At 73.3% G+C, this 22,387-nt stretch carries 16 protein-coding genes; 10 read left to right on the top strand and 6 right to left on the bottom strand.

What is annotated here, in order from left to right; all coding sequences use genetic code 11:
• Nucleotides 1-152: 152 nt before the first annotated feature.
• Both HHL19_RS23205 and HHL19_RS23200 read right to left on the bottom strand, forming a co-directional pair.
• The gene (locus HHL19_RS23205; RefSeq protein ID WP_169092222.1) at nucleotides 153-3,257 is read right to left on the bottom strand and encodes a glycoside hydrolase family 3 N-terminal domain-containing protein; all 3,105 of its coding nucleotides are present in this window, start codon (nucleotides 3,255-3,257) and stop codon (nucleotides 153-155) included.
• A 32-nt stretch (nucleotides 3,258-3,289) separates the two neighbouring features.
• Nucleotides 3,290-5,122, bottom strand: a complete 1,833-nt coding sequence (locus HHL19_RS23200; protein WP_346768400.1) for a ricin-type beta-trefoil lectin domain protein — start codon at nucleotides 5,120-5,122, stop codon at nucleotides 3,290-3,292.
• Nucleotides 5,123-5,629: 507 nt separating this feature from the next.
• Between HHL19_RS23200 and HHL19_RS37630 the strand changes: the two genes are divergently transcribed.
• Both HHL19_RS37630 and HHL19_RS23195 read left to right on the top strand, forming a co-directional pair.
• Nucleotides 5,630-5,887 carry a PhzF family phenazine biosynthesis protein gene (locus HHL19_RS37630; protein WP_346768388.1) on the top strand — a complete coding sequence of 86 codons (258 nt, stop codon included), beginning with the start codon at nucleotides 5,630-5,632 and terminating at the stop codon, nucleotides 5,885-5,887.
• Nucleotides 5,888-5,898: 11 nt separating this feature from the next.
• Nucleotides 5,899-6,402 carry a PhzF family phenazine biosynthesis protein gene (locus tag HHL19_RS23195; RefSeq protein WP_346768387.1) on the top strand — a complete coding sequence of 168 codons (504 nt, stop codon included), beginning with the start codon at nucleotides 5,899-5,901 and terminating at the stop codon, nucleotides 6,400-6,402.
• Here the strand turns inward: HHL19_RS23195 and HHL19_RS23190 are convergent.
• On the bottom strand, nucleotides 6,351-7,277 hold the full coding sequence (locus HHL19_RS23190; RefSeq protein WP_240981841.1) for a helix-turn-helix domain-containing protein: 927 nt from the start codon (nucleotides 7,275-7,277) through the stop codon (nucleotides 6,351-6,353). The genes HHL19_RS23195 and HHL19_RS23190 overlap by 52 nt on opposite strands.
• 135 nt (nucleotides 7,278-7,412) lie before the next feature.
• Between HHL19_RS23190 and HHL19_RS23185 the strand changes: the two genes are divergently transcribed.
• Nucleotides 7,413-8,321 (top strand): oxidoreductase, encoded by a 909-nt coding sequence (locus HHL19_RS23185; RefSeq protein ID WP_169092220.1) that lies wholly within the window; start codon nucleotides 7,413-7,415, stop codon nucleotides 8,319-8,321.
• A gap of 30 nt (nucleotides 8,322-8,351) precedes the next feature.
• Here HHL19_RS23185 and HHL19_RS23180 read toward each other — a convergent pair whose 3' ends face one another.
• Entirely contained in the window at nucleotides 8,352-9,350 is a 999-nt protein-coding gene (locus tag HHL19_RS23180) for an endonuclease/exonuclease/phosphatase family protein (RefSeq protein ID WP_346768386.1), read from the bottom strand.
• Between the two features lie 186 nt (nucleotides 9,351-9,536).
• Between HHL19_RS23180 and HHL19_RS23175 the strand changes: the two genes are divergently transcribed.
• Nucleotides 9,537-10,304: an NPP1 family protein gene (locus tag HHL19_RS23175; RefSeq protein WP_169092218.1), complete on the top strand. Its 768-nt coding sequence runs from the start codon at nucleotides 9,537-9,539 to the stop codon at nucleotides 10,302-10,304.
• 22 nt (nucleotides 10,305-10,326) lie between these two features.
• On the opposite strand, the gene HHL19_RS37625 is transcribed toward HHL19_RS23175, so the two are convergent.
• Entirely contained in the window at nucleotides 10,327-11,775 is a 1,449-nt protein-coding gene (locus HHL19_RS37625) for an ROK family transcriptional regulator (protein WP_346768385.1), read from the bottom strand.
• Between the two features lie 171 nt (nucleotides 11,776-11,946).
• On the opposite strand from HHL19_RS37625, the gene HHL19_RS23160 reads away from it, so the two are divergent.
• The 4 genes from HHL19_RS23160 to HHL19_RS23145 all read left to right on the top strand — a co-directional run bounded on the left by HHL19_RS23160 (nucleotide 11,947) and on the right by HHL19_RS23145 (nucleotide 16,589).
• Complete coding sequence (locus HHL19_RS23160) at nucleotides 11,947-13,251, top strand: extracellular solute-binding protein (protein ID WP_169092217.1); 1,305 nt, start codon at nucleotides 11,947-11,949, stop codon at nucleotides 13,249-13,251.
• Between the two features lie 11 nt (nucleotides 13,252-13,262).
• Nucleotides 13,263-14,255 carry a sugar ABC transporter permease gene (locus HHL19_RS23155; RefSeq protein WP_169092216.1) on the top strand — a complete coding sequence of 331 codons (993 nt, stop codon included), beginning with the start codon at nucleotides 13,263-13,265 and terminating at the stop codon, nucleotides 14,253-14,255.
• A gap of 37 nt (nucleotides 14,256-14,292) precedes the next feature.
• Nucleotides 14,293-15,132, top strand: coding sequence for a carbohydrate ABC transporter permease (locus HHL19_RS23150; protein ID WP_169092422.1), 840 nt, complete (start codon nucleotides 14,293-14,295; stop codon nucleotides 15,130-15,132).
• 89 nt (nucleotides 15,133-15,221) lie between these two features.
• Nucleotides 15,222-16,589, top strand: a complete 1,368-nt coding sequence (locus HHL19_RS23145) for a GH1 family beta-glucosidase (RefSeq protein ID WP_346768384.1) — start codon at nucleotides 15,222-15,224, stop codon at nucleotides 16,587-16,589.
• A gap of 69 nt (nucleotides 16,590-16,658) precedes the next feature.
• Here the strand turns inward: HHL19_RS23145 and HHL19_RS23140 are convergent, their stop codons facing one another.
• On the bottom strand, nucleotides 16,659-17,678 hold the full coding sequence (locus HHL19_RS23140; protein ID WP_169092215.1) for a LacI family DNA-binding transcriptional regulator: 1,020 nt from the start codon (nucleotides 17,676-17,678) through the stop codon (nucleotides 16,659-16,661).
• A gap of 190 nt (nucleotides 17,679-17,868) precedes the next feature.
• Between HHL19_RS23140 and HHL19_RS23135 the strand changes: the two genes are divergently transcribed.
• Nucleotides 17,869-20,061, top strand: a complete 2,193-nt coding sequence (locus tag HHL19_RS23135) for a discoidin domain-containing protein (protein ID WP_169092214.1) — start codon at nucleotides 17,869-17,871, stop codon at nucleotides 20,059-20,061.
• 126 nt (nucleotides 20,062-20,187) lie between these two features.
• The gene (locus HHL19_RS23130) at nucleotides 20,188-22,365 is read left to right on the top strand and encodes a discoidin domain-containing protein (RefSeq protein WP_169092213.1); all 2,178 of its coding nucleotides are present in this window, start codon (nucleotides 20,188-20,190) and stop codon (nucleotides 22,363-22,365) included.
• Nucleotides 22,366-22,387 lie beyond the last annotated feature (22 nt).

Here is a 22,387-nt window from a genome sequence, read left to right as displayed (position 1 = left end):
GCAATAGTATGCATGAATCCGCATGGCTATGCAATGCACGGCTTCGGCGGAGGCCCGGAGGGGGACACGACCCCGGGACGGACCCGGGACTGACCCGGGGCTGACCCGGTGGACCGGCCTCCCGTGAGGCGCCGGTCCACCGGGTCCCGCGCTCAGCCGGCCGCTCGGTAGGCCGCGGTCAGCTTCGCCACCGCCCCCGCCGGGTCACCGGACAGCAGCCGGTGGTCGGCCTCGGCGAAGGGCTTCGCCACCGCCGCCGTGACCCGCTGACCGATGCGGTCCTGCACCAGCAGCCGGGCCCGGGCCACCAGACGCCGCGCCTCGGGTGAATCGCCCCGGCCGGCCGTCTGCAGCACCCGGGCCGCGAGCCCGAGCGCCTTCAGGGTCGTCTCGCCGCCCTTCGGCGCCGCCGTCAGGGTGGTGAGCCCCCAGCCGTACGGGAACTGCGGGTCGTACGAGGAGTCGCCGACGTTGATCGGCAGCTGCGCCTCCGACCGGGGCCAGGTCACCGGCAGCTGCCCGGTGAAGGGCTTCCGGCCGAAGAGCACGTCCGCGACGCCGTCGCCCTCGGTGCCCGGCAGCCAGGACGCCACCAGGGCGTCGATCTCCGGCAGCCGGTCGCCGATCAGCTGCGGCCGCCCGGAGACGACGAGCACCGCGCACGGCATCGCCGCGCACACCCGGTCGACCGCCGCCCTGTCGGCGGCGCTCAGCTCCAGGTCGTGGCCGTTGCCGACGTCCCCGACGCCCTCCGCGTACGGCGTCTCGCCGACCACCACGACCCCGGCGTCGTACCCCTCCACCGGCGCGGCGGCGTCCTTCGAGTACGTCAGCCCGGGCGCGGTCCTCCGCATCCCCTCGAGGATCGTCGTGCCGGTGGTCCGCTTCCCGGAGGAGCCCTGCCAGCTGATCGTCCAGCCGCCGGTCTGGTTGCCCAGGTCGTCGGCGTTGGAGCCGGCCACGTACACCTTCTGCTCCGGCTTCAGCGGCAGCACCCCGCCGTCGTTCTTCAGCAGGACCTGGGAGGCGGCCGCCGCCTCGCGGGCCACCGCCCGGTGCTCGGCCGAGCCGACCGAGGGGAGGTTCGTGGTGTCCGCGTACGGCTTCTCGAACAGCCCGAGCCGGAACTTCTGGGTCAGGATCCGGGCCACCGCGTCGTCGATCCGGGAGACCGGGATCCGGCCCGCCTCGACCTCGGCGACCAGGGTCCGGGTGAACTCCTGGTAGTTCGTCGGCACCATGATCATGTCCAGGCCGGCGTTGACCGAGGTCCGCACGTCGCTGGGGTAGTCCCCGGGGATCTGGTCGATGGCCTGCCAGTCGCTGATGACGAAGCCCTCGAAGCCCATCCGGTCCTTGAGGACCCCGTTGATCAGCTCCGCGTGGGCGTGCATCTTCACCGGGCCGAGACCGTCCCCGATGACGTCGACCGAGGAGTACGAGGGCATGACCGTGCCCGCGCCGCGCTTCACGGCCTCCGCGAACGGTGCCAGGTGCACCGCCTCCAGCTCCTCGCGGGTGACCCGGGTGACGCCCTGGTCGATCGTGTACGCGCCCGTCGTCGACGACCCGAACGCGGTGCCGCCGTCGCCGACGAAGTGCTTGGCGCTGGTCAGCACCTTGTCGTTGCGGTCCAGGTCGCGCCCGTCGGCCGCGCCCTGCATCCCCTGGATGACCGTCTCCATCGCGGTCACCAGGGCCGGGTCCTCGCCGAAGGCCTCGTACGACCGGCCCCAGCGCTCGTCCCGGGTCACGCACAGGCACGGCGCGAAGTCCCACGGGACGCCGGTCGCCCGTACCTCCTTCGCGGTGACCGCGCCGGTCCGCGCGGCGAGCGCGGGGTCGCGGGAGGCGCCGAGGCCGATGTTGTGCGGCATGATCGTGGCGCCGGCGACGTTGTTGTGCCCGTGCACCGCGTCCACGCCGTAGACCAGCGGGATCTGGAGCCGGGTCGCCCGGGTCCGCAGCTGGTAGCCGTCGACCATCCGCGCCCACGCCTCCGGCGTGTTCGGGGTGGGCACCGAGCCGCCGCCGGAGAGCAGCGAGCCGAGCGCGTACCCGGCGATGTCGCCCGGGGCCCGCAGCGCGTTCCGCTCGGCCTGGGTCATCTGCCCGGCCTTCTCCGCGAGCGTCATCCGCGACAGCAGGTCCGCGACCCGCCGCTTCACCGGAAGCCGCTTGTCGAGGTACGGAAGGCCGTGCGCGTCCACCACGACGACCGGGTCCTCGGCGGGCGCCTTGGCGCCCTCGACGGTGAGCTTCACCGGGATCGTCTCGGCGGCCTCGCCGGAACGGTCCTTCAGCGTCTCCACGGTGATCGAGCGGGTGGTGCCGGACGGCGTCCCGGCCGGCAGGACGAAGCTGCCGGCCACCGGCCGGTAGTCCTTCCCGGCCACCGCCGGACCGGAGTCGTCCGTCGCGTACGTGACGGTGACCGGCCGGTCGGTGGGCACCGCGCCCGTCGTGTTCACGGTGACGTCGATCCGGGCGGCGGAGCCCTCCGCCACCGGGTGCACGGCCGCCTCCGTGACCACCTGGGTGGTCAGCGCCGGGTCGGCCTTCCCGTACAGCTCCACCGCGTCGAGCGCGAAGGAGCCCGGCGCGCCCGTCGGCAGCGTCAGCGCGTACCCCCACATCCGGTCGAGGCCGAGGACCTGGTCGATGCCGCCGACCGGCTGGTAGTCGGCGCGGTACCGGAAGGCGGAGAAGGGGAGTTCGACGAGGTGCCAGCCCTCCCAGTCGTCGGTGAAGGAGGTCGTCCACAGCTCGGACGCCTCGCCGTTCGCACCGCCGTCCTTCAGCTCGAAGTCGATCCGCCTGCCCGAACCGGGCGGCAGCGGCGCGGTGTTCTGCCCGTACCACCAGAAGCGGATGCCGCCGTGGGCGGTCCAGTCCTGGGCCGGCAGGTCGAAGGCGAAGTCATGGGTGAAGCCGCCCCAGCCGCTGATGTCGTAGCGGCCTTCGAGGACCTTGCTCCCCTCGGGGGCGTCGGCCCGCTCGGCGAGCGTGAGCGCCGGGTGGTCGTCGGCGTCGCTGCCCCAGGTGAAGATCCCCTCGGCGGGCGGGTTCCCGAAGGGCACCTCGCCCTCGAAGCGGTCGACGGCCCGGGGCGCCGGCTCGTCGGCGCCGGGCGCGGCGGCGCTGGGTACGGCGGCGCTGGGTACCGCCCCGACGAGCCCGGCGATCAGGGCGGTGACGGCGGTGGCGGCCAGGGTGCGGGGGCGGCGCGCTCTGCGCCGGTGGTGCTGGTGCGGCATGTGTCCTCCTGAGGACGGGGGAGGGGAGGCGGTCAGGACGCCTGGTGGGTCCACTTCTGGTTGGCGGCGCCGGTGCAGGACCAGATCTGCGCCCGGGTGCCGTCGGCGGAGGTGTTGCCCGTGACGTCCAGGCACTTGTCGGCGGCGGTGTTCACCACGTCGTGGGTGGTCGCGTCGTAACTCCAGCGTTGGGCTCCGGTCCCGTTGCACGTGTAGAGCTGCACCTTGGTCCCGTCGGCGGTGGCGCCGCCCGTCACGTCGAGGCACTTGCCGAGCGCGCGGATCGTGCCGTCGGGGGAGAGCGTCCACCGCTGGGCGGCGGTGCCGTTGCAGGTGTACAGCTGGACGGCGGTGCCGTCGGCGCTCGACGCGCCGGCCACGTCCAGGCACTTGCCCGCGAGTCCGGTCAGCGCCCCGGTGGGCGCGCCGGAGCCCGGCGTCCCGGCCCAGGTGAAGGTGGCGGTGGTGCGGGCCGGCAGGGTGTACGTGAAGGACTGGCCGCCCCAGTCGACGCGGACGGACTGCGCGGAGCCGCCGCCGTTGTGCGCGATCAGTGCCTTGGAGCCGTCGGGGTTGCGCCAGGCGACGTTCTGCACGGTCGCGTTGTCGGTCGAGGCGATCCGGTACGCCCCCGGCTTCACGAACTTGGTGAGGTGACCGGTCGTGTAGTACTCGATCGTGTAGTCGACCTGCCCGGCCCGGGCGCCGCCCTCCTGCACGGTGACGAGACCGGTGCAGGTGCCGCAGCCGCCGTTGTGCGGCCCCATGTCCTGGTTGAGCGCCAGGCTCCACTTGACCAGGCTGCTGCTCCAGTTGCGGGCGTAGGAGACGATGTCCTTGAGGTCCTCGTTGTGCTGGTTGCCGACCCAGGTGCCGCCGGAGTGCTCGGTGCTGAACTGCCGCACGGACGGGTACCGGTCGTGGACCTGACTGCCGACGGCGGGGTCGCCGAAGTAGCCGTGCCAGGCGATGCCGCCGAAGAGCGGGTCGTTCCGGACGCCCGCGTCACCGAGGACCGCCGCGCCGAAGTCGGCGTAGTCGCCGTAGTTCCAGTCGTGGACCAGGACCTTGGTGGTGATCCCGGCGGCCCGGAAGGCCGGGTAGACGTGGTTCTTGGTGAACTCGACGAGCCCGGACGGGTTCCAGCTCATGCCCGGGTAGTTCATGGCGGTGGGATTGCCGGCCTGGCAGCAGTTCGGCTCGTTCTGCACCGACAGGTAGTCGACCTCGACGCCGGCCGCCTGGTAGCTCTGGATGTACTTGACCAGGTACTGGGCGTACGTGGGGTAGTGCTCCCACTTCAGCCAGCCCATCTGGTCCATCCGGCCGTTGTCCTTCATCCAGCCCGGCGCGCTCCACGGCACGCCCTTGACCCGGAGCGCCGGGTTGAGCCGCTCGGCCTGCGAGGTCAGCAGCCGCACGTTCGTGTCGTAGCCGTTGGCGCCGAAGTCGTTCAGGTCGCAGCAGGTGTCGTCGAGGGAGACGTTGCCGGGCCGCGAGAGGTCGGAGGCGCCGATGGGGTTGCGGACGAAGGAGAGCCCGATGCCGTCGGTGGGGGAGAAGAGCTTGCGCATCACCTCGTCGCGGGTGGCGGCGCTGATCGCCCCGCCGCGGAAGAGGTGGGCGGTGGTGTCGGTGATCGAGGCGCCGCCGCCCTCGAACTGCTGGTAGGTCGTGGACTCGTCGACGGTGATGGTGTGGCTCGCGGAGCCGCCGGCCGGCCCGAAGGCGAGCGGCGCCTGCGGGGCGAGTCCCCGCGTGACGGTACGGCCCCCGGCGTCGGAGGTGGTGGTGAGCCAGACGTCCACGCGCTCACCGGCCGCCTGTGCGGTGCCGGGCGCGGTGAGGACCAGGCCCGTCGCCACGAGGGCGCCGGTGAGGAGGGCGGCGAGGGACCGGGGGCGTGCACCCCGTGGCAATTTGAGTTGCACCTGACAACCCTTTCGTCGAGGCGGTGCCGCACTGCCGCACGGATCCCGGCCCGCCCGGGCCCGCACGTGTCCCACAAGGCGGCAAGCCTTTTATCAAGCTGTGAACTTATGGAGGCGCCGAGGCCCCGTCAACCCCTCCCACCTACAACTCCCGAACCGGCCACCCGTCCTGACGGCCCCGGCGACGCCCCGTGGCCCGGGGTGCGTTCGGGAGGTTACGGTGCCCAGGGCCCAGGTGGCCCGATCGGCGACGCTCGTCCGAGCCTGCCTGCGCGGCGACGCCGGCGGCAGCCCCACGGCGGTCATCGAGGACCCGCCCCCACGCGGCACCGCCGATGACCGGGGCCCGTCCGGTGAGGGCGCGGACGGCGGGCGCTCCCGTCCTCTGCCGACCAGGGCCGGCGCCCCGCCCCGTCCGGTGACGACGGCGGACCGGTCCACGTGCCGGTTCCGGCGGAGTGGCCCTCACGGCCGACCGATGACCTGCGGCGGCGGGTTCCCGGGCTCGTCGGGGCCTCGCACGCCGTCTTCGTCACACCGTCGGCGCCCGCCGGGGGCGGTGCGCCGGCCTACGCGCTGCGGTTCTTCACCTCCGAGGGGGAGTTGCCCGCCTGCGGGCACGGCACCGTCGCCGCCCTCGCGCGTATCGCCGCTCGTGACGGGGAGTTCGACGGGCTTCTGCACACCGCCGGGCGTTGATAGTCGGGCGGGTGTTCGGCGGGTGGGCCCGGCTCGAAGGCGACGGCCTGGCCCGCGCCGCCTCCGAACCCGGGCCCGTGGAGCTGAGGGAGCCGGGGCCCGCCGCGTACGAGCTCGTCCTCCCCGCCCTGGGGCGGGGGCGGCGTCCCGCCGGGCCGGGCCGGATCGCCTCCGTCGGGCGGGCCGGGCTGCTCCTTCCGGTGGCGAACCGCGACGAACTCGCCGCTCTCGCCCCGGACTTCGAGCGGCTGCGGGCCGCCTGTGACCGGCTCGGGCCGCTCGACGTGTACGTCTGCTCCGCGCCGACGCGCGAAGGCCGGGCCGCCGCCCGGATGTTCGCCCCCTCGACCGGCGTCGACGAGGACATCGCGAACGCCGACAGCACCGCCTGCCTCGCCGCCACCCTTACCGCCACGCCCGTCCCGGCCCGGACGGCCGCCCCCGGACCCTCCTCGAAGCCGCCTCAGGCTGAGGCGGCTTCGAGGAGGGCCCTCGCGGCGGCGGTACGGGCGTAGAGGACGGAGCGGCCGGCCCGGTGGGCGCTGACCAGGCCGGCGTCGCGCAGTGCCGTGAGGCATCGGGACACGCCGGCGGGGGAGAGCCCCGTGCGGCGGGCCAGTTCGGTGGTGGAGGCCGGGGACCCCAGCTCGGTCAGCAGCAGGGTGCGTGACCGGCCGAGGACCGCGGTGAGCGCGCCGGCCCCGGTCGCGGGCCGGGTCTCCCACAGCGCGCCGACACCACGGGCCGGATAGGCGAGCTGCGGCGGGTCCGGCGGCCGCACCCGGGTGCGCAGGCCGGGCCCGGTGAACGCGGAGGGGATCAGCAGCAGGCCCGCGCCCGCGGACCGGCGGGGCGTTCCGCGCTTCCGGCGGCCGAGGGTGAGCGCGTTGTCGTCCCAGCTCACCGAGGTGTGCAGGTCGTCGAAGAGCCGGCCGGAGCCGTACTCGGCGAGCGTGCGGGCCCGGTGGAAGACGTCGGCGTCCAGGACCGCCCGTATCCGCGCCCAGTACGGGGCGAGCGCCACCTCCCAGTAGGTTTCGAGCTCGTGCGCGACCTTGGGCAGCCGGGCGGCCGGATCGGCGTGCAGGTCCGACAGGCGGGGGCCGAGCCGCCCCTGGTGGCGCGCGAGGTGGTCGAGGTCCCGGCGCACCCGCTCGACGGGCGTCGCCGCGACCGCGTTCCACTCGTCCGCCGCCGTGGGGGCGGGCCCCGCGGGGGCCGGGTTGAGGAAATCGGGCACATAGGCGGATGGGCCGACCAGCTCGGCCAGCCATCCCCGGTCCAGCCCGGCCGCCACCACCCGGGGGCGCACCTGCTCGACCCAGGGCCGGTGGACCGGATGCGGCGTCTTCGACGTCAGCAGCCGGAAGCTGGGTGCGACCTCCCACATCGGCGAGACGGCGAACCGCACCCGCGCGAGGTCGTTCGCCGAGAACGCCAGCTCCGCCACGCCGCCCCTCCCCGTCGGATTCGCACATGCGCGAATCAATAGCCCGTCAGGGTACCGCGCGACGATCATCCCTCCATGACCTCACAGACGATCGACGCCTCCGCTTCCGGTACCTGGCAGCTCGGCGACCGCACGGTCCGCCGGATCGGCTTCGGCACGATGCGGCTGCCCCAGCACGGCGAGGCGTTCGCCCCAGGCGCCGTCCCGCGCGACCGCGACCAGGCGATCGCGGTGCTGCGCCGCGCGGTCGACCTCGGCGTGAACCACCTCGACACCGCCGCCTTCTACTTCTCGTCGCTGCGCTGCGCCAACGAACTGGTCAACCGCGCCCTCGCCCCCTACCCGGACGACCTCGTCATCGCGACCAAGGTCGGTCCCGGCCGCGGCCCCTCGGGCGACTGGCTGCCGCACGCCACTCCCGGGCAACTGCGCGGCCAGGTCGAGGAGAACCTGCGCCGCCTCGGCCGCGACCACCTCGACGTGGTCAACCTCCGCATCGTCGGCACCGACTCGATCGCCGACCGCTTCGGCGCGCTCGCCGAACTCCGCGACGCCGGACTCGTCCGCCACCTGGGCCTCTCCAACATCCGCCCGCACCACCTCGCCGAGGCCCAGGCGATCGCACCGGTGGTCTGCGTCCAGAACATGTACGGCATCGGCGTCTCGCCCGACCGGGACGAACTCCTGCGCCTCTGCGGCGAACAGGGCATCGCCTTCGTGCCGTTCTACTCGATCGCCGGCGCCGGCCGCGAGGCCGGAGCGCCCGCGCGCGACGACGGCACGGTGGAGGCGATCGCGCGCGCCCGTGGGGTGAGCCCCGCCCAGGTCCGGCTGGCCTGGACGCTGCACCGAGGCCCGCACGTCCTGGCCATTCCCGGCACCGGCGACCCCGGCCACCTCGAAGAGAACGTGGCGGCCGGCGCGCTGCGCCTCTCCGAGGACGAGCGGGCCGCCCTGGACGCCCTTCACCACGCCGCCGTGTGACACGGCGGCGGCGCCCGGTTCGCGGAGCGGCTACGCGGCCGGGTCCAGGGCGACCCGGGCGAGCACCGGGAGGTGGTCGCTTCCGGTGGCGGGGAGCGCGCGGATCGCCGGCACGTGTCCGCCGCGCGCGAGGACCTGGTCGATGCGGGCCACGGGCAGGGCGGCCGGGTAGCTCAGGGCGAGGCCCCGCGCGGGGGCGCCGAGGCGTGAGGTGAGCGGGGCCAGGCCGCGGTCCTCGACCGTGCCGTTGAGGTCGCCGGCCAGGATCACCCGGCGCGCCGGCTCCGACGCCAGGAGGCGTCCGAGGCGGGCGGCGCTCTCGTCGCGCCGAGCGGACGCGAGCCCGCCGGGCCCGAGCCGTACGGAGGGCAGGTGGACGACGTACGCGGCCACCTCCCCGTACGGTGTCCGCACCTCGGCCCGCAGCGCCCGCTGCCACGGCTCCGTGAGGTCTCCCGGTCTGACGTCCAGCGCCCGGGTGGCGCCGAGCGGGTGGCGGGACCAGAGGCCGACCGTGCCCCGCACGGCGTGGTACGGGTAGCGGGGCGCGAGTTCCCGGCGGTAGACCGTCAGGGCCGGGTCGACCAGTTCCTGGAGGGCGATCAGGTCGGCGCCGGAGTCAGTCAGGGCGCGGGCCGTGCCGACCGGATCGGCGTTGTCGTCGGCGACGTTGTGCTGGACGACGGTGAGTTCGCGCGGGCCGGGCGGCCCCTCGGGCAGCAGTCGCGGACCGAAGGCGGCGGCCCAGACCAGGGCCGGGACGAGCAGGACGAGCAGTGCCGTACGGGCGCGCCGCGCCGCCGCGCAGAGGAGGAGCAGCGCGGTGAGGGGGCCGAGCCAGAAGAGGAGGGTCTCCAGCAGACTGCCCAGCCGCCCGGGGGTGTTCGGTACGAAGCGGTGCAGCGCGAGCAGCGCGGCGGTCGCGGCGCCGAGTCCGGCGAGCAGCCGGCCGCGCGGGCGTCCGCCCTCCGGCGTCCGCCGGAACCGCCGCGGCCACCGCGTCCCCGGTTTCCCTTCCCGTCCCGCCACAGCCGTCCGTCCTTTCCCCGGTCTTCCCCCGGCATCCCTGATCAGGACGTTCCGGCCCCTCGTGTGGTTGCCTGCCGTTTGACCGTGGCTTGGAGTGGGCATGTCAGCGCGCGGTCGTCCGTCGCGTCGGACACACGGCGCGACCGCCGCACCCTCACCCCCCTCGACCCCACCAGGGAGCCGGAGTTGAAGACCTCGCGTCGCCTCACGAAGGGGGCCGCCGTCCTCGGCAGCGCCCTCGCCCTCCTCCTCGCGGTCCCGGGCACCGCCCTCGCCGCCCCGCCGCCCGCGCTGCCCGCGAACGCGTCCGCCCTGGAGCAGACCTACCAGCCCGCGTACGACTACGACACCGACGGCTGCTACCCGACGGCCGCGATCGGCCCGGACGGCACCCTCAACGCCGGACTCAACCCCTCCGGCACGGTCAGCGGCCAGTGCCACGACTCCTGGGACCTCACCAACACCAACGGCTACTCGCGCGCGCTCTGCGACAACGGCTGGTGCGCCGTCCTCTACGGCCTGTACTTCGAGAAGGACCAGGCGGTCTGGGGCAGCGGGCTCGGCGGCCACCGCCACGACTGGGAGCACGTCGTCGTCTGGATCCAGAACGGGCAGGCGCAGTACGTGTCCACCTCGAACCACGGGTCGTTCACCGTCCACGGCCGGGACGCCATCCGCTGGGACGGCACCCACCCGAAGGTCGTCTACCACAAGGACGGCATCGGCACGCACTGCTTCCGCGCCGCCAACGGCAACGACGAGCCGCCGGAGAACCACCAGCACACCTGGCAGTTCCCCGCGCTCGTCGGCTGGAACGGCTACCCGGCCGGCATCCGCGAGAAGCTCAGCCAGGCGGACTTCGGCAGCGCCCACTTCGGGCTGAAGGACGGCAGCTTCGCCGACCACCTGGCGAAGGCGAAGCCGGCCGGCATCCCCTTCAACCCGTACGCGTAGCCGTTCCGGCGGCGGCCGGGGCTCAGCTGGAGACCCGGTCCCGCAGCGCGGTCTGCCAGGCGGGCGCCGGGATGCTCGGCGCCCGCTCGGGCCGCCGCCCGCCCTGGGCGAAGAAGTCGACCAGCGGCAGGAGCCCGGCCCCGACCGTCACCGCCTCGGGCCCGAGCGTGCCGAGCACGATCTCCGTCCGCCCGCCGGGATGCCGCAACGCGTACGCACGGGCGTACGACGCCACGTCCGCGAGGAACCGCGCCCCGAGCTGCAGCCCGGCCCATCCGCCCACGAGGATCCGCTCGGGCTGGAACAGATTGATCAGATCGGCGAGCCCGGCCCCCAGATACTCGGCGGTCTCATCCAGCACGGCAACCGCCACGGCGTCGGGCTGCGTCCCGGCTGCGACGCTCCCGGTCCCGGCCTCGACGCTCCCGGTCCCGGTTTCGGCCCCGGTCCCGGTTTCGCGCGAGCGGCCGTCGCGCGGCCCGCCGTCGGCCGGTTCCGCCAGGGGCGGGGCGCCCGCGGGCCGGTGGGGCCCAGCGTGTGCCGGATACGCCGCTGCCAGCATCGCCGTCAGCGCCGTCTCCTCGTCCGCGCCCGCCGGTGGCCGGCCGCCGGCCTCGCGCCAGCGTTCGAGGAGGGCCTCCGCGCCCGCGTACGCCTCCAGGCAGCCCTGGGCGCCGCAGCGGCAGCGGCGGCCCCGTACCCGTACCGTCAGGTGGCCCCATTCCAGGGCGCGTCCGGGGCCCAGGGGGTCCGTGAGCACGCAGGCGCCGACGCCGGAGCCGAAGAGGACGACGGCGGCGCTCCGCGCTCCCCGGCCCGCGCCGAACCACATCTCGGCCTGGCCGAGGGTCTTCGCGCCGTTGTCGATGCGGTACGGGACCTCCGGCGGCAGGTCGACCGCCTCGCGCAGGAGGCGTTCGAGGGGGACGGCGTCCCAGCCGATGGTCTGGCCGTGCACGACCGCGCCGTCCGTCTCGGTGTGTTCGACGATGCCGGGGACGCCGATGCCGACGCCGAGCAGCCGCTCCGCGGGGACCTCCGCCGCGCGCAGGACCTCCGCGATGCCGTCGCGGAGGTGGGCGACGACGACCCCGACCTCGTACCGCCCCGTCCGTGGTCCCGACGTCGCCAACGGGCGTTCCGTGCGGGCGAGTTCGGTCAGCGCGAGGTCGAACAGCTCGATCCGGACCCGCGTCTCGCCGATGTCGACGCCGATCATGCAGCCGCTGCCCGGGGTGATCCGCAGCAGGGTGCGGGGGCGTCCGCCCGCCGAGTCGACGCTGCCGGCCTCCTCCACGAGGCCCTCCGCGACCAGCTCCGCGACCACGTTGCTGACCGAGCCGGAGGAGAGGCCGGTCGCGGGGCCCAGCGTCAGCCGGCTCATCGGGCCGTCGAAGTAGAGCCTGCGCAGCACCGCCGTCCGGTTCTCGCGCCGCAGGTCGCGCACCGTGCGGCCACTCTTCGCGTGCACTCTCGTCCCCGTCCCTCGTAGTCGTCGGCTGCAACATACCCGCACGACAAGCCTTGACGCGCCCTTCTCATGGGGTTTAACTCACATCCTAAATTAAGCCGACGCGGCGGAGAGCGGTCCGGGCGCTCCCCCTGTCGGTCCTCCCGCCTTCCCTGAAAGGGACCAGGAGCCATGCGCAGAATCAGAGCCGCCGTCACGGGTGCCGTCACCCTCTCCCTCGTCCTCACCGCGACCGCCTGCGGCGGCGGGGAGGACGGCGGCCAGGCGAAGAAGACCCTCACCTACTGGGCCTCCAACCAGGGCTCCAGCCTGGAGGTCGACAAGAAGGTCCTGCAGCCCGAGCTGGACGAGTTCGAGCGCCGCACCGGCATCGAGGTGAAGCTGGAGGTGATCCCGTGGTCCGACCTCCTCAACCGGATCCTCACGGCCGCCACCTCCGGCCAGGGCCCGGACGTCCTCAACATCGGCAACACCTGGAGCGCCTCCCTCCAGGCCACCGGCGCCCTCCTCCCCTGGGACGCGAAGAACTTCGACGCCATCGGCGGCAAGGACCGCTTCGTCGACTCCGCGCTCGGCTCCACCGGCGCCCCCGGCCAGGACCCGGCCGCCGTCCCGCTCTACTCGATGGCCTACGCCCTCTACTACAACAAGCAGATGTTCGAGGACGCCGGCATAGCCGAGCCGCCGACGACCTGGGACGAGGTCATCGCCGCCGGCAAGAAGCTCGGCGAGAAGGGCAAGTCCGGCATCGGCGTCGAGGGCTCCAACCTCTCCAACAACATCCACCAGGTCTTCGTCCTCGGCAAGCAGCACGGCGCCGACTTCTTCACCGCCGACGGCAAGGCCGACTTCACCTCCGACGGCGCCGTCGCCGCCGTCAAGCAGTACGTCGACCTCATGGCCGTCCACAAGATCGTCGCACCCGGCAACGCCGAGTACGCCCAGAACCAGTCCCTCAGCGACTTCGCCAAGGACAAGACGGGCATGGTCCTCTGGCAGACCCCGTCCCAGACCTTCGCCTCCCAGGGCATGAGCGAGGACGAGTGGGGCGTCGTCCCCGCCCCCGTCCCCTCGGGCAAGCCGGGCACCGGCACCGCCACCAACTCCATGGTCGCCGGCATCAACCTCGCCGTCTTCAAGAACACCAAGAACCTCGACGGCGCCCTGAAGTTCGTGAAGTTCATGACCAGCGACGAGGAGCAGACCGCCCTCAACAAGACCTACGGCTCCGTCCCGCCGGTCAAGACCGCCCAGAAGGACGCCGCCTTCTCCGGCCCGTCCCTCGCCGTCATCCGCGACACCCTCGCCTCCAGCGCCGCCGCCCTCCCGCAGGTCCCGGAGGAGTCGCAGTTCGAGACCGTCGTGGGCACCGCCGTCAAGGAGCTCTTCGCCGACGCCGCCGCCGGCCGGCCCGTCACCACCGAGTCCGTCAAGGCCAAGCTCGACAAGGCCCAGCAGCAGATGCCGAAGAAGTAGGCACCACCCCCATGACCCAGACCGCCGTCACCCCCGCGCGGGAGCCGGCGGTGCGCAGGGCCACACCCGGAGGGGCGCGCACCGCACGCCGCTCCGGGCGTCGCCGCCTCGCACTGCCGTACGTCCTCCTCCTGCCCGCCCTGCTCCTCGAACTCCTCGTCCACCTCGTGCCGATGCTCATGGGCATCACCATGAGCTTCAAGGAGCTCACGCAGTTCTACATCCGCGACTGGGCCGCCGCCCCCTGGTCGGGACTCGACAACTTCTCCGTCTCGCTCGACTTCGACGCGGCCGTCGGACAGTCGCTGCTCAAGTCCTTCCTGACCACCTGCCGGTTCACCATGCTCTCCGTCGGCCTGTGCTGGCTCCTCGGCACGGCCGCGGCCGTCCTCCTCCAGGAGAACTTCCGCGGCCGGGGCGTCCTGCGGACCCTCTTCCTCGTCCCGTACGCGCTGCCCGTCTACGCCGCCGTCATCACCTGGACGTTCATGTTCCAGCGCGACAACGGCCTCATCAACCACGTCCTCCACGACCAGCTCGGCATCGGCGACACCCCCGCCTTCTGGCTCATCGGCGACAACAGCTTCTGGGCGCTGCTCGTCGTCTCTGTCTGGAAGGGCTGGCCCTTCGCCTTCCTCACCGTGATGGCCGGCCTCCAGAACATCCCCCGGGAGATGTACGAGGCCGCCGCCCTCGACGGGGCCGGCGTCTGGAAGCAGATCCGGCACATCACCCTGCCGTCGCTGCGCCCGGTCAACCAGGTCCTCGTCCTGGTCCTCTTCCTCTGGACCTTCAACGACTTCAACACGCCGTTCGTCCTCTTCGGCGACGCGGCCCCGGAAGCCGCCGACCTCATCTCGCTCCACATCTACCAGTCGTCCTTCCAGACGTGGAACTTCGGCACCGGCTCGGCCATGTCCGTGCTCCTGCTGCTCTTCCTCCTCCTCGTCACGGGCGTCTACCTCCTGCTCACCAGCCGCGGAAGGAAGACCTCCGATGCCTGACGCCGCCCACGGGCGCACGGCCCGCCCGCGCTCCCCGATGGCCCCGCCCCGCTCCTTCCTGTGGACCCGGCGGATCGTCCTCACCCTCCTCACCGGCTTCGTCCTGCTGCCGGTGTACGTGATGGTCTCCAGCTCGCTGAAGCCGCTGGAGGACGTCTCGGGGAAGTTCGAGTGGATCCCGTCCGCGCTCACCCCGCGCCCGTACGCGGACATCTGGGAGACGGTCCCGCTCGCCGACTACTTCGTGAACTCGATCGTCGTCGCCGGCGCGGCCACCGTCTTCTCCGTCGCCGTCGCGATCTTCGCCGCGTACGCCGTCAGCCGCTACACCTTCCGGGGCAAGCGGGTCTTCACCGTCACCGTCCTGTCGACGCAGATGTTCCCCGGCATCCTCTTCCTGCTGCCGCTGTTCCTCATCTACGTCAACATCGGCAACGCCACGGGCCTGGCCCTCTTCGGCTCCCGGGAAGGCCTGATCCTCACCTATCTGACCTTCTCGCTGCCCTTCTCCATCTGGATGCTCACCGGGTACTTCGACTCGATCCCGCGCGAGCTCGACGAGGCGGCGAAGGTCGACGGCTGCGGCCCGATCGGCGCGCTCTTCCGCGTGATCGTGCCCGCCGCCCGGCCCGGCATCGTCGCGGTCGCCGTCTACGCCTTCATGACCGCCTGGGGCGAGGTCCTCTTCGCCTCCGTCATGACCGACGACACCACCCGCACGCTCGCCGTCGGCCTCCAGGGCTACGCCACCCAGAACGACGTCTACTGGAACCAGGTGATGGCCGCCTCCCTCGTGGTGAGCGTCCCCGTCGTCGCCGGCTTCCTCCTCCTCCAGCGCTACCTCGTCGCCGGCCTCACCGCGGGCGCGGTCAAGTGACGGCCGCACGGCGCCGGGACCACCCGCGTGCCCCGTCCCGGCCCCGGCCCCAGCCCCGCCCCCAGCTCCGTACCGCAGAAAGGCACCCCGTGTCCGACCCCACTGCCACCCCGATCGACCTGGCGGCCTTCCCGCCCTCCTTCGCCTGGGGCACGGCCACCTCCGCCTACCAGATCGAGGGCGCCGTCGCCGAGGACGGCCGCGCCCCCTCCATCTGGGACACCTTCTGCCGCGTGCCCGGCGCGATCGACCACGGCGACACCGGCGACACGGCCTGCGACCACTACCACCGCTGGCCCGAGGACCTCGCCCTGATGAAGGAACTGGGCACCGACGCCTACCGGATGTCGATCGCCTGGCCCCGCGTCCTCCCCGGCGGCGACGGCCCCGTCAACGGCGCCGGGCTCGACTTCTACGACCGGCTCGTCGACGGCCTCCTCGACGCCGGCATCACCCCGAATGTCACCCTCTACCACTGGGACCTGCCGCAGGCCCTCCAGGACCGCGGCGGCTGGACCTCCCGCGAAACCGCCGAACACCTCGCCGCGTACGCCTCCGTCGCCGCCGAGCGGCTCGGCGACCGCGTCAGCCGCTGGGCCACCCTCAACGAACCCCTCTGCTCGGCCTGGATCGGCCACCTGGAGGGCCGGATGGCCCCGGGCCTCACCGACCTGACGGCCGCCGTCCGCGCCTCGTACCACCTGCTCCTCGGCCACGGCCTCGCGACCGCCGCGATCCGGGCCGCCGCGCCCGGCGCCCGCGTCGGCCTGGTGACGAACCACTCCACCGTCGAGCCGGCCTCCAGCCGTCCCGAGGACCTGGCCGCCGCCCGCCGCATGGACGGCCACAGCAACCGCTGGTGGCTCGACCCGGTGTACGGCAAGGGCTTCCCCGCCGACATGCGCGAGCTGTACGGCGTCGAACTCCCCGAGAGGCCCGGCGACCCGGCGGCCATCGCCGCCCCGCTCGACTGGCACGGCCTCAACTACTACTTCCCGGTGACCGTCGCCGACGACCCCCGGGGACCCGTCCCGTACGCCCGCGAGGTCCGCCTCCCCGACGTGCCCCGCACCGGCATGGACTGGCAGATCGAGGCCGCCGGCCTGGAGAGCCTGCTGCTGCGGCTCACCGAGGAGTACGGCGTCCGCGAGCTGTACGTCACCGAGAACGGCTCCGCCTTCCCCGACACCACCGCCCCCGACGGAGCCGTCCACGACCCCGACCGCACCCGCTACCTGGAGCAGCACCTCGCCGCCTGCGCGAGCGCCGTCCGCAAGGGCGCCCCGCTCGCCGGCTACTACGCCTGGTCGCTCCTGGACAACTTCGAGTGGGCCTACGGCTACGACAAGCGCTTCGGCCTCGTCCACGTCGACTACGCCACCCAGCGGCGCACCCTGAAGACCAGCGGCCGCCGCTACGCCGAACTCATCCGCGCCCACCGCGACCTGCGCGGCTGACGCACCGCCGCCCCGGACCGCCCGGAAGGCCGCCCCTGCCGTCAGGGGGGCGGTCTTCCGGGCCCGCCGTCAGGCCGAGTCCCTGACCACCAGGACCGGTTCGAAGACCCTCGAACCGGTCTCCGGCGTGCCCGTGTCCAGACGGGCCAGGATCAGCCGGGCCATCGCCGAGGCCATCTCCTCGACCGGCTGGCGCACGGTCGTCAGCGGGGGAGCGGCCGAGCGGGCCGCCACCGAGTCGTCGAAGCCGATCACCGCCACCCGGCCGGGCACGGCCACGCCGCGTTCCGCGAGGAAGCGGCAGGCGCCGCGGGCCATCAGGTCGTTCGCCGCGAACACCCCGTCGATCCCCGGGTCCCGCCGCCACAGCCGGGCCATCGCGTCCCGGCCGCTCTCCTCGGTGAAGCGCCCGCGCTCGACCGGCACGCCGGTCACGCCCCGGGCCGCGAGCGCCGCCGTGAAGCCGTCGAGGCGTTCGCGCGCGGCCGGGGCCGTCACGGGCGCCGCGATCGTCGCGGGGCGCCGCCGCCCGGCCGTCCACAGGTGGTCGGCGGCGAGCCGGGCGCCCGACGCGTTGTCCAGGTCCACCCAGCCGCAGCGGACGCCGGCGCGGGGGCTGCCGAAGAGCACCGTCGGGAGCCCGGCCGCGACGAGCATCCCGGGCAGCGGGTCCTCCTCGTCGAGCGGCACCACCAGGGCGCCGTCGGCCCCGCCGCGCCGCAGGTACTCGACCAGCTGCGTCCGGGCCGGCTCGGACTCCGCGACCAGCAGCACGGGCTGCACGGCGCGCTCGCGGAGGACCGGGAGGACGCCGTCGACGACCCGTCCGAAGAAGGGGTCGGAGAAGAGGCGCGCGGTGAACGAGCCGCCGGTCGCCGAGAGGACCAGGGCGACGGCGCCGGTGCGGCGCGTCACCAGGGAGCGGGCCGCCTGGTTCGGCGCGTATCCGGTGCGCGCGATCGCCTCGCGTACGGCCTCCTGGATCTCCGGAGCCACGTTCCGCACGCCGTTGACCACCCGGGACACGGTCGCGCGGGACACCCCCGCCTCGCGTGCGACGTCCTCCAGGGTCGGTCCTCGATTCCCCATCCACGCACTTTATCGGTGCGGCCCGTCCGGTGGGGGACACGCCTGCGGCCCCGGCCCCACTCCGCGATCGATGCTTAATGCAAGTCAAAAGAAAAGTCGTGTCGTACGCCTTGACCGTCAACTCGCCGCCCGTGCAAGGTTTCGGGAGAGCGCTCTCCCACGTGTCCGCCATGTATCACCGAGGAGACTTATGTCCCCCGTTGGGTCCCCGCCGGCTCGCCGGCGCCCCACCCCCACGCTCCGCCGCTCCACGGCCGGCGCCCTCGTCGCCGCCCTGGCCGGCACCCTGCTCGCGGTCGTCCCCACGACCGCGGCCCAGGCCGCCGAGACCCTCCTCTCCCAGGGGAGGACGGCCACCGCCTCCACCCTCGAAGGTGCCGTCTTCCCCGCCTCCGCCGCCGTCGACGGCGACTTCGGCACCCGCTGGGCCAGCCAGTGGCAGGACCCCCAGTGGCTCCAGGTCGACCTCGGCGCCAGCAGGCAGCTCAGCAGGGCCGTCCTCACCTGGGAGGCCGCCTACGGCAAGAGCTACGAGATCCAGGCCTCCGACAACGGCACCAGCTGGCGCACCGTCACCGCCGTCTCGGCCGGCGACGGCGGCACCGACGAGGTCGCCCTCTCCGGCTCCGGCCGCTACGTCCGCATGAACGGCCTCACCAGAGGCACCGGATACGGCTACTCCCTCTGGGAGTTCCAGGTGTACGGCTCCGACGACGGCACCGGCCCCACCCTGCCCGGCGGCGGCGACCTCGGCCCCGACGTGCACGTCTACGACCCGTCCACGCCCGGCCTCCAGGCCAAGCTGGACGCGGTCTTCCAGGAGCAGGAGTCCGCCCAGTTCGGCGCGGGCCGCCACGCCTTCCTCCTCAAGCCCGGCACGTACGACGGGATCAACGCCCAGCTCGGCTTCTACACCCAGATCGCCGGCCTCGGCGTCCGCCCCGACGACACCACCATCAACGGCGACGTCACCGTCGACGCCGGCTGGTTCAACGGCAACGCCACCCAGAACTTCTGGCGCGGCGCCGAGGGCCTCGCCCTCGACCCGGTGAACGGCACCGACCGCTGGGCCGTCTCCCAGGCCTCCTCCTTCCGCCGCATGCACGTCAAGGGCGGCCTCAACCTCGCCCCCAACGGCTACGGCTGGGCCTCCGGCGGCTACATCGCCGACTCCAAGATCGACGGCCAGGTCGGCAACTACTCGCAGCAGCAGTGGTACACCCGCGACAGCTCGATCGGCGGCTGGTCCAACAGTGTCTGGAACCAGACCTTCTCCGGCACCGAGGGCGCGCCCCCGACCTCCTTCCCCGAGCCGCGCTACACCACCCTGGACACCACCCCGATCTCCCGTGAGAAGCCCTACCTGATCTGGGAGGACAACCAGTACAAGGTCTTCTCCCCGGCCAAGCGGACCAACGCCCGCGGCACCACCTGGGCGAACGGCGCCCCGCAGGGCGAGAAGATCCCGCTGACCCAGTTCTACGTCGTCAAGCCCGGCACCACCGCCGCGACCATGAACCAGGCCGTCAAGCAGGGCCTGCACCTGCTCTTCACGCCCGGCGTCTACCACGTCGACCGGCCGATCGAGATCGACCGCGCGGGCACCATCGTGCTCGGCCTCGGTCTCGCCACGATCATCCCGGACAACGGCGTCGCCGCCATGAAGGTCGCCGACGTCGACGGCGTCCGCCTCGCCGGCTTCCTCGTCGACGCCGGCCCGGTCAACTCCCCGGTCCTGCTGGAGCTCGGCCCGCAGAACTCCTCGGCCGACCACGCCGCCGACCCGACGACCGTCCAGGACGTCTACCTCCGCATCGGCGGCGCCGGCCCCGGCAAGGCCACCGTCGCCATGGTCGTCAACAGCGACGACGTCATCGTCGACCACACCTGGGTCTGGCGCGCCGACCACGGCGACGGCGTCGGCTGGGAGACCAACCGCGCCGACTACGGCGTCCGCGTCCACGGCGACGACGTCCTCGCCACCGGCCTCTTCGTCGAGCACTTCAACAAGTACGACGTCGAGTGGTACGGCGAGCGCGGCCGCACCGTCTTCTACCAGAACGAGAAGGCGTACGACGCTCCCGACCAGGCCGCCGTCCAGAACGGCACCACCAAGGGCTACGCCGCCTACCGCGTCGACGACTCGGTGGACACCCACGAGGCGTGGGGCCTCGGCAGCTACTGCAACTACAACGTGGACCCGACCATCGTCCAGGACCACGGCTTCAAGGCGCCCGTCAAGCCGGGGGTGAAGTTCCACAGCCTCCTGGTGGTCTCCCTCGGCGGCATGGGCCACTACAACCACGTCATCAACGACACCGGGGCGTCCACCATCCCCGCCGGCACCTCGACCGTGCCCTCCACCGTCGTCCACTTCCCGTGACGACCCGCCGGGGCGCGCCGCCCGCCGCCGCGCCCCGGCCCTCCCACCCCTTCCGGGCGGCGACCCGTCCCGCCGCGCCGCCCGGAAGGGCACCCCTCCCCTCATCGCGCCCGTCACGGAGCCGCCATGCCCACGCACGCCCCCGCCGGACCCGCCCGGCACCCCCGCGCCCGCACCACCGCCTCCCTCGTCTCCCTCGGCGCCCTGCTCGCCGCCTCCCTCACCGCCCTCACGGCCGCCCCCGCCTCCGCCGCCGAGACCCTGCTCTCCCAGGGCAGGGCGGCCACCGCGTCCTCCACCGAGGGCGCCGCCTTCCCCGCCTCCGCGGCCGTCGACGGCGACCCCGGCACCCGGTGGGCCAGCCAGTGGAGCGACGGGCAGTGGCTCCAGGTCGACCTCGGCCGCACCGCCGCCGTCAGCCGCGTCGTACTGGACTGGGAGGCCGCCCACGCCACCGCGTACGACATCCAGCTCTCCGACGACGGCACCGACTGGCGCACCGTGAAGTCCGTGACCGGCTCCGACGGCGGCACCGACGAGATCGCCGTCTCCGGCACCGGCCGCCACGTCCGCCTCCAGGGCGTCACCCGCGCCGGCGGGTACGGCCTCTCCCTCTGGGAGTTCAGGGTCTACGGCGAGGAGGGCGGCACCCCGCCCCAGACCGGCGGCGCCGTCCGCGTCACCGGCGGCCAGGGCGACTGGCAGCTGACCGTCGGCGGCCAGCCGTACACCGTCAAGGGCGTCACCTGGGGCCCGGCCGTCGCCGACGCCGCCCGCCACATGCCCGACGTGAAGTCCCTGGGCGTCAACACGATCCGCACCTGGGGCACCGACGGCTCCACCGAGCCGCTCCTCGACGCGGCCGCCGCCCAGGGCATCCGCGTCATGAACGGCTTCTGGCTCCAGCCCGGCGGCGGCCCCGGCTCCGGCGGCTGCGCGAACTACGTCACCGACACGACGTACAAGACGAACATGCTGAACGAGTTCGCCCGGTGGGTCCAGGAGTACAAGTCCCACCCCGCCACCCTGATGTGGAACGTCGGCAACGAGTCCGTCCTCGGCCTCCAGAACTGCTATTCCGGCACCGAACTCGAAGCCCAGCGCAACGCCTACACCACCTTCGTCAACGACGTCGCCAAGAAGATCCACTCCATCGACCCGGACCACCCGGTGACCTCCACCGACGCCTGGACCGGAGCCTGGCCCTACTACCAGCGCAACGCCCCCGACCTCGACCTCTACTCGATGAACGCCTACGGCGACCTGTGCGGGGTGCGCGAGGACTGGGAGCAGGGCGGCTACACCAAGCCGTACCTCATCACCGAGACCGGCCCGGCGGGGGAGTGGGAGAGCCCCAAGGACGCCAACGGCGTCGCAGAGGAACCCACCGACGTGCAGAAGGCCGAGGGCTACACCCGCGCCTGGGAGTGCGTCACCGGCCACCGGGGCGTCGCCCTCGGCGCCACCGTCTTCCACTACGGCACCGAGCACGACTTCGGCGGCGTCTGGTTCAACCTGCTGCCCGACGGCCTCAAGCGGCTCTCGTACTACGCCCTGAAGAAGGCGTACACGGGCAGCACCGCCGGCGACAACACCCCGCCCGTCATCACGGACATGACCGTCACCCCGTCCGGATCCGCCCCGGCCGGCGGCGAGTTCACCGTCCGCGCCGACATCCGCGACCCCGACGGCGACCCCCTCACCACCAAGGTCTTCCTCAGCGGCAACTACGCCAACGGCGACAAGCGGCTGATCGAGACCCCGCACCGGCTGGGCGCCGACGGCTCCCTGACCGTCACCGCCCCCGCCAAGCTCGGCGTTTGGAAGGTGTACGTCCAGGCCGAGGACGGCCGCGGCAACGCCGGCATCGAGACCAGGTCGGTCAAGGTCGTCGCCCCGCCCGTCGCCGGCACGAACCTCGCCCGGGGCCGCCCCACCACCGCCTCCTCCTTCCAGGCCTCGTACGGCGACTGCCCCTGCCCGCCCGGCAACGCCACCGACGGCGACCCCAACACCCGCTGGGCCGGCGACTGGTCCGACCCCCAGTGGATCCAGGTCGACCTCGGCTCCCTCCGCTCCTTCTCCCGCCTCCAGCTCGTCTGGGACCCGGCGTACGCCCGCGCCTACGAGGTCCAGGTCTCCGACGACGGCCGGAACTGGCGCACGATCCACACCCAGACCGCCGGCGACGGCGACGTCGACACGATCGGGTCGGGAGCCACCGCCCGCCACGTGCGCGTGCACATGACCGCGCGCGGCACCGGCTGGGGCTACTCGCTCCACGAGTTCGGCGTGTACGCCTGACCGGCCGCACCACCCCTCCCTC

This window comes from Streptomyces sp. R302 (assembly GCF_012927245.1).
Taxonomy (GTDB): Bacteria; Actinomycetota; Actinomycetes; order Streptomycetales; family Streptomycetaceae; genus Streptomyces.
The sequence above is the reverse complement of the archived record's forward strand: the minus strand, read 5'-3'. Positions and strand labels throughout refer to the sequence as shown.

Coding starts and splice junctions, on each gene's coding strand:
- HHL19_RS23130 (WP_169092213.1), top strand. CDS start 20,188: ATGCCCACGCACGCCCCCGCCGGACCCGCCCGGCACCCCCGCGCCCGC.
- HHL19_RS23205 (WP_169092222.1), bottom strand. CDS start 3,257: ATGCCGCACCAGCACCACCGGCGCAGAGCGCGCCGCCCCCGCACCCTG.
- HHL19_RS23160 (WP_169092217.1), top strand. CDS start 11,947: ATGCGCAGAATCAGAGCCGCCGTCACGGGTGCCGTCACCCTCTCCCTC.
- HHL19_RS23135 (WP_169092214.1), top strand. CDS start 17,869: ATGTCCCCCGTTGGGTCCCCGCCGGCTCGCCGGCGCCCCACCCCCACG.
- HHL19_RS23190 (WP_240981841.1), bottom strand. CDS start 7,277: ATGTGGGAGGTCGCACCCAGCTTCCGGCTGCTGACGTCGAAGACGCCG.
- HHL19_RS23155 (WP_169092216.1), top strand. CDS start 13,263: ATGACCCAGACCGCCGTCACCCCCGCGCGGGAGCCGGCGGTGCGCAGG.
- HHL19_RS23185 (WP_169092220.1), top strand. CDS start 7,413: ATGACCTCACAGACGATCGACGCCTCCGCTTCCGGTACCTGGCAGCTC.
- HHL19_RS23140 (WP_169092215.1), bottom strand. CDS start 17,678: ATGGGGAATCGAGGACCGACCCTGGAGGACGTCGCACGCGAGGCGGGG.
- HHL19_RS23150 (WP_169092422.1), top strand. CDS start 14,293: ATGGCCCCGCCCCGCTCCTTCCTGTGGACCCGGCGGATCGTCCTCACC.